Annotated in this window: 6 protein-coding genes and 2 tRNA genes; 6 read left to right on the top strand and 2 right to left on the bottom strand. The window is 64.4% G+C overall.

Annotation, left to right across the window (positions count from 1 at the left end):
- The first annotated feature begins 76 nt into the window (after positions 1 to 76).
- The 3 genes from cysM (at position 77) to rlmD (ending at position 3,189) form a co-directional block, all read left to right on the top strand.
- A complete protein-coding gene (gene cysM / locus GEV05_22845) occupies positions 77 to 964 on the top strand; it encodes a cysteine synthase CysM (protein ID MPZ46167.1) in 888 nt (295 codons plus the stop codon).
- A 123-nt stretch (positions 965 to 1,087) separates the two neighbouring features.
- Positions 1,088 to 1,858, top strand: coding sequence for a 3'-5' exonuclease (locus GEV05_22840; protein ID MPZ46166.1), 771 nt, complete (start codon positions 1,088 to 1,090; stop codon positions 1,856 to 1,858).
- Positions 1,846 to 3,189, top strand: coding sequence for a 23S rRNA (uracil(1939)-C(5))-methyltransferase RlmD (rlmD, locus tag GEV05_22835; GenBank protein ID MPZ46165.1), 1,344 nt, complete (start codon positions 1,846 to 1,848; stop codon positions 3,187 to 3,189). Before GEV05_22840 ends, rlmD begins: the two co-directional genes overlap by 13 nt.
- 127 nt (positions 3,190 to 3,316) lie before the next feature.
- Here rlmD and GEV05_22830 read toward each other — a convergent pair whose 3' ends face one another.
- Positions 3,317 to 4,018 carry a BAX inhibitor (BI)-1/YccA family protein gene (locus GEV05_22830; protein ID MPZ46164.1) on the bottom strand — a complete coding sequence of 234 codons (702 nt, stop codon included), beginning with the start codon at positions 4,016 to 4,018 and terminating at the stop codon, positions 3,317 to 3,319.
- Between the two features lie 313 nt (positions 4,019 to 4,331).
- Between GEV05_22830 and GEV05_22825 the strand changes: the two genes are divergently transcribed.
- Positions 4,332 to 4,421, top strand: a tRNA-Ser gene (locus GEV05_22825).
- A gap of 100 nt (positions 4,422 to 4,521) precedes the next feature.
- On the opposite strand, the gene GEV05_22820 is transcribed toward GEV05_22825, so the two are convergent.
- On the bottom strand, positions 4,522 to 4,836 hold the full coding sequence (locus GEV05_22820; GenBank protein MPZ46163.1) for a transcriptional regulator: 315 nt from the start codon (positions 4,834 to 4,836) through the stop codon (positions 4,522 to 4,524).
- A gap of 159 nt (positions 4,837 to 4,995) precedes the next feature.
- Between GEV05_22820 and GEV05_22815 the strand changes: the two genes are divergently transcribed.
- The gene (locus tag GEV05_22815) at positions 4,996 to 6,222 is read left to right on the top strand and encodes an aspartate kinase (GenBank protein MPZ46162.1); all 1,227 of its coding nucleotides are present in this window, start codon (positions 4,996 to 4,998) and stop codon (positions 6,220 to 6,222) included.
- Positions 6,223 to 6,293: 71 nt separating this feature from the next.
- Positions 6,294 to 6,386, top strand: a tRNA-Ser gene (locus GEV05_22810).
- The last annotated feature ends 2 nt before the right edge of the window (positions 6,387 to 6,388 follow it).

Genomic DNA, 6,388 nt, shown 5'->3' with positions numbered 1-6,388 from the left:
CTCGCGCAAGCAGGCGCGGCGCGCGCGCCGCCAGCGAGACGCCTTGCGGTATCATCGTCGGCCTGGAGACCCGGTCATGGACAAGTACCTGGAAGATTTCGTCGGCGACACGCCGCTGGTGCGGTTGAAGCGCCTCACCCTGGGGCAGGGCAACGTAATCCTGGCCAAGCTCGAGGGCAACAACCCGGCCGGCTCGGTGAAGGACCGGCCCGCGCTGTCCATGATCAAACGGGCGCAGGAACGCGGCGACATCCGTCCCGGCGACACGCTGATCGAGCCGACCAGCGGCAACACCGGCATCGCGCTCGCGATGGCGGCGACCATGATGGGCTACCGCATGATCCTGGTCATGCCCGAGCATCTGAGCGTCGAGCGCCGGCAGACGATGCGCGCGTTCGGCGCCGAGATCGTGCTCACGCCGAAAAGCGGCGGCATGGAAATGGCCCGCGACGTGGCCGAGCGCATGCGCGACGAAGGCAAGGGCGTCATCCTCGATCAGTTCGGCAACCCGGACAATCCGCTTTCCCACTACGAAGGCACGGGACCCGAGATCTGGCGCGATACGCAGGGCCGCATCACTCACTTCGTGAGCAGCATGGGCACGACCGGCACCATCATGGGCGTGTCGCGTTTTCTCAAGGAGCGCAACCCGTCGATTCGCATCGTCGGTGCGCAGCCCTCGGAGGGCTCCAGTATCCCCGGTATCCGCAAATGGCCTGAGGCCTATCTGCCGAAGATCTATCAGCGTGAGCACGTCGACGAGCTGATCGAGGTGAGCCAGGCGGACGCCGAGGAAACTACGCGCAGGCTCGCGCGCGACGAGGGCATTTTCGCCGGCATCTCCTCGGGCGGCGCGCTGTGGGTCGCGCTGCGCGTGGCCGAGCACGTACGCGACGCCGTCATCGTCACGATCGTCTGCGACCGCGGCGATCGCTATCTCTCCACCGGCGTTTTTCCCGACTGAGGAAGCCGCGATCAGCTACTTGGCCGTCACTCCCGCGCACGCGAGAGTCCAGCAGATTCGATGTATCCCGGATTCCCGTTGCCACAGGAATGACGCCCAAACCTGCGTGCGGACGCGGCAAGCATGACGCCGGTACTCGCCTTCGACATCGAGACGGTGCCGGACACCGCCGCACTGCGCAGGCTGCACGCGCTTTCGCCTTCGTTGCCGGACACCGAGGTCGCGGGCATGGCGTTTCAGCTGCGCCGACAAATGGTGGGCCACGATTTCCTGCCCCTGCACCAGCACCGGGTCGTCGCCATCTCTTGCGCACTGAGAGATCGCGACGGCTTCCGGGTGTGGTCGCTTGGTGAGCCGGACGAATCCGAAGGGCAGCTGATCCAGCGCTTCTTCGACGGCATCGAGAAGTTCACGCCGCAACTCGTGTCCTGGAACGGCGGCGGCTTCGATCTGCCGGTGCTGCACTACCGGGCCATGTTGCATGGCGTGCGCGCCGCGCGCTATTGGGAATGGGGCGAAGAAGATCGCGAGTTCCGCTACAACAATTACATCAGCCGCTACCACAGCCGGCACATGGATCTGATGGATCTGCTGGGCCTGTACCAGAGCCGCGTTCCGCTGGATGAATTCGCGCAGCTGCTCGGCCTGCCGGGAAAGATCGGCATGCACGGTGCGGCGGTGTGGGAGGCGTTCTGCGCCGGGGAGATCGATGCGATCCGGCATTATTGCGAGGCCGACGTGGCGAATACCTACCTCGTCTACGTGCGCTTCCAGCTGATGCGCGGCGTGCTGGACGAGACGGCCTACGCCGCCGAGTGCGACCTGGTGCACGAGTCGATCGCTCGCCTGCCGGCGGCGCACTGGAAAACGTTCCTCGACGGATGGACACGCTAGATCGCAGCGCCGCGCCGCAACGCATCGTCGACATCGACTCGCTCGACCAGGAAGGACGCGGCGTAGGCCACTGGCAAGGCAAGACGATATTCGTCGAGGGCGCTCTGCCGGGTGAGCGCGTCGAGTTCTCGCCCTACCGGCGCAAGCCCGCGTACGAGCTGGCGCGAGCGAGCAAGTTACTGCGCGGTTCGGCCCAGCGCGTGACCGCCGCGTGCGCGCACTACGGCGTGTGCGGCGGATGCAGCCTGCAGCACATGGACGTTCGTGCGCAGGTGGCCGCCAAGCAACGCACCCTCGAGGATGCCTTGTGGCATATCGGCCGCGTGCGTGCGAGCCATATGCTGCCGGCGCTATACGGGCCGGCATGGGCGTATCGGCAACGAGCCCGACTCACGGTGCGCAACGTCCCGAAAAAAGGCGGAGTGCTGGTCGGCTTTCACGAGCGGCGCAGCAGCTACGTCGCCGACATGACCGATTGCTCGGTGCTGCCGCGCCGTATCGCTCGCCTCCTGCCGCTGCTGCGCGAGCTGGTCTCGAACCTGAGTCTGCGCGAGCGGCTGCCGCAGATCGAAGTCGCATGCGCGGACAATGTCGACGTGCTGGTCCTGCGCATCCTGCAGCCGTTGACGCACGCCGACGAAGATCGCATTCGCCGTTTCGGCGACGAGCACGGCGTCGCGATCTATCTGCAGACCGCCGGGCCCGAGTCCGCACGCCCCTTCCATCCCATGCCGATGCCCGAGCCGGAGTACCGCCTGCCGGAATTCGGACTGGCATTGACCTTCGGTCCCACCGAGTTCACGCAGGTGAACGCCGCCATGAATCGGGCGCTGGTCAGCCGGGCAGTGCGTCTGCTGGAGCCGGCTGCGGGGGAAAAGATCGCCGATTTGTTCTGCGGGCTCGGCAACTTCAGCCTGCCCATCGCCAAAAGCGGCGCTTGCGTGGTAGGTCTCGAAGGCTCGAGCACACTGGTCGAGCGCGCCGCGCACAACGCGCAGCGCAACGGATTGAGCGAGCGCTGCCGATTCGTGCGCTCGGACCTGTTCAAGGACGCCGACGCGGCGCTCGCCCGGGAAGGCCCTTTTCAGCGGATCCTCATCGACCCGCCCCGCGACGGCGCGATCGAGGTCGTCAAGGCGCTGCCGCAGCCGCTGCCATCGCGGATCGTGTACGTGGCCTGCAATCCGGCCACGCTGGCGCGCGATGCCGGCGTGCTGGTGTCGATGCAGGGCTACGAGCTGACGGCAGCCGGTGTCGTGAACATGTTTCCGCACACGGCCCACGTGGAATCGATGGCGGTGTTCGATCGGCCCGCCGAGGCGTCGCGGTAGGCGATCGTCGCGCCGAGGCGCGAGGGCAGGCAATCGTCGCGCCTCGGCGCGACGGTGGGCCGCGGGCAAACAAAAACCGGAAGGGCTTGGCCCTTCCGGTTCGCTGTGACGCCCTGCAGGCGCGCCGCTATTCGCGCTGACCCGTCAGCACCATCAGGATCTGCAGCAGGCTGGAGAACAGGTTATATATGCTCATGTACAGCGTGAGCGTCGCCGACACGTAATTGGTCTCCCCGCCCTGCACGATCTGATTGATCTGGTAGACGATCAGCATCGAGCACAGCACCACGAACACCGCGCAGATGGTCAGGTGCACCACGGGGCTCTGGAAGAAGATGTTCGCCACCACCGCGAGCATGACCACGATGACGCCCACGGCGAGGAAGCTGCCCATGAAGCTCAAGTTGCGCTTCGTCGTCGTGCCGATCGCGGCCATGGCGAAGAACACGACCGCCGTGCCGCCGGCTGCCATCGCGATCAGCTGCGCGCCGTTCCTGAGCCCGAGCGCGACTTGAAGCAACGGACCCAGAATAACGCCCAGGAACAGCGTCAAGCCCAGGAGCAGTGCTACACCGAGACCGCTATCGCGGTTCTTGTCGATGGCGAAGAACATTCCGTACACCGCAGCCAGGATGACCAGGGACGAAACGATGGGGTTGGCGCGCAGGATGCCGAAGCTCAGGTTGATACCGATGAAGGCGCCGATCGCCGTCGGGATGAGCGTCAGGGCGAGCAGGAGATAGGTGTTGCGCAAAACCTTCTGCTGCCGGAGCGCGACGCCCTGGTTCAGTACGGTGGGCTGCCGAAAGCCATCCGTCCTCGGTTGCATGTTGGGTTGCATAGCTCCTCGCGATATAGTCGACCGAGTTGGTCGGCTATCAGACTAGCAAGGCATTGCGAAAGTTGCAACCTTGGCAGCCGCCCGATGAGGCGATAGCATCCATTCGGCTTCCGGATGGATGGAGTGGTCAGGCGACCCGGAGCTATTGATCGTTCCGTATTGGACGACAGTCCAATACGGACGCGACGCTCCCCTCTCCCCCCGGGAGAGGGGTTGGGGGTGAGGGACGAGCGTGACATGAAATAGGGAACGCTCGATAGAACCGGAAACCGGTTCGAAAGACCGGTGATTGACGATCGATGGATGGGTGGCGGAGCGGTTGAACGCACCGGTCTTGAAAACCGGCAGAGGCGAAAGTCTCTCGTGGGTTCGAATCCCACCCCATCCGCCACGCGCGAGGCAAACGCGCGCACGAGTCGCACCCAGCGTGCCCCGACCCCGATCCGCCGCGCACCGGACGGAACCGGCGCGCGTAGCTGAAGCAATTCCTGTTACTGCTTGGTCCGGCCCGGCCGGCGGCCCGACTGCTCGCGCACGGCGCTGCGCATCCGCTCGTACAGGCGGGCATTGCTGCGCTTGAGCTGCTCGGCGATCGCGAGGTCCTCGCCCTTGGCCTTGGCCAGGTCGATGCCTTCGATGTGGACCAATCGCAGCAACTCACGGACCGGGCGCGGCATATTGCGGCCGCTTTCATAGCGCGAGCCGCCACTTTGGGTTACACCGATCTTTCCCCAGAATTCGCTCTGGTTCAGTCCAAGCTTGCGTCGGATGTCGCCGGGATTGGGGGTGCGGCTCGTGTTTCGCATGTCGGTTTCCTAGAGGGTGGATCACACTGGCATAGCTGATTGACCGAGGAACCCGAGTGGGGTTCCGGTGTCGCAGCATCTTTTACTCCGTTGTTGGATGTCGTCTCGTCGTGCAGGTTCCGGTAAAATTCGAATCATCGATTCACTTATAGCATCGGCATGGCGCTCATAGTACAGAAGTACGGGGGCACCTCGGTGGGGAGCCCGGAGCGCATCAAGCACGTTGCGCAGCGGGTCGCGCGCTTCGCCTCGTCGGGAAATCAGGTGGTGGTGGTCGTCTCTGCCATGTCCGGCGAGACCAATCGCCTCATCGGTCTCGCGAAGGAAGTCGCTCCCAGCCCGGACCCGCGAGAGCTCGACGTCATGCTCTCGACCGGCGAGCAGGTGACGATCGCGCTGCTGTCGATGGCTCTCATGCAGCTTGGATTGAAGGCGCGCAGCTATACGGGCGCGCAGGTACGCATTCTCACGGATAGCGCCCACACCAAGGCGCGCATCCTCGACATCGAGAATTCCAATCTGCGTGCCGACCTGGACGCGGGATACGTCGTCGTCGTGGCCGGATTCCAGGGCATCGACGAGCAAGGCAACATCACGACGCTGGGGCGCGGTGGATCCGATACCACGGGCGTGGCGCTTGCGGCGGCGCTCGACGCCGAAGAATGCCAGATCTATACGGATGTCGATGGCGTATATACCACCGACCCTCGCATCGTCCCCAAGGCCCGACGCCTCAGAACCATCACGTTCGAAGAAATGCTGGAGATGGCGAGCCTGGGCTCGAAGGTTCTTCAGACCCGATCGGTCGAATTTGCGGGGAAATACAGGGTTCGGCTGCGCGTACTCTCCAGCTTTCAGGAGGGGGGCGAGGGCACGCTCATCACGTTCGAGGACGATGCCAACATGGAAAAGGCGATCATTTCCGGGATCGCGTTCAACCGCGACGAGGCCAAGATCACGCTGCTCGGCGTGCCGGACCGGCCCGGCATCGCCTACCAGATCCTCGGCCCGATCGGCGACGCCCACATCGACGTCGACATGATCGTCCAGAATGTGAGCCACGACGGTTTGACCGACTTCTCCTTCACCGTCCATAGCAACGATTTTCAGCGAACGATGGACATCCTCAAGACCGTCGACGCGCACATCAAGTCGCGCGGTGTGATCGGCGAAGAGAGGATTGCCAAGGTCTCGGTGGTCGGCGTGGGAATGCGCTCGCACGCGGGGATTGCGAGCACCGCGTTCCGCGCGCTGGCCGAGGAGGGCATCAACATCCAGATGATCTCCACTTCGGAGATCAAGATCTCGGTTGTGATCGACGAGAGGTATACCGAGCTGGCGGTGCGCGTGCTGCACAAGGTGTTCGACCTGGAGCAGCCGGCATAACGGATGAACCGGGCGGCGGATGCACCGGGCGGTGGAGCGTTTCGAGGCGCTCGGCTATACTCACTCGCTCCGGAGAGGTGGCCGAGTGGTCGAAGGCGCTCCCCTGCTAAGGGAGTATACGGGCAAAACCTGTATCGAGGGTTCGAATCCCTCCCTCTCCGCCAAG

The organism is Betaproteobacteria bacterium (genome assembly GCA_009377585.1).
Classification (GTDB): domain Bacteria; phylum Pseudomonadota; class Gammaproteobacteria; order Burkholderiales; family WYBJ01; genus WYBJ01.
Note: the sequence above shows the minus strand (reverse complement) of the source record. Positions and strands in the feature narration are given on the sequence as shown.

Excerpts from the sequence above, each read along its gene's own strand:
- cysM (MPZ46167.1), top strand. The coding sequence starts at position 77 with ATGGACAAGTACCTGGAAGATTTCGTCGGCGACACGCCGCTGGTGCGG.
- GEV05_22830 (MPZ46164.1), bottom strand. The coding sequence starts at position 4,018 with ATGCAACCGAGGACGGATGGCTTTCGGCAGCCCACCGTACTGAACCAG.
- GEV05_22840 (MPZ46166.1), top strand. The coding sequence starts at position 1,088 with ATGACGCCGGTACTCGCCTTCGACATCGAGACGGTGCCGGACACCGCC.
- GEV05_22820 (MPZ46163.1), bottom strand. The coding sequence starts at position 4,836 with ATGCGAAACACGAGCCGCACCCCCAATCCCGGCGACATCCGACGCAAG.
- GEV05_22815 (MPZ46162.1), top strand. The coding sequence starts at position 4,996 with ATGGCGCTCATAGTACAGAAGTACGGGGGCACCTCGGTGGGGAGCCCG.
- rlmD (MPZ46165.1), top strand. The coding sequence starts at position 1,846 with ATGGACACGCTAGATCGCAGCGCCGCGCCGCAACGCATCGTCGACATC.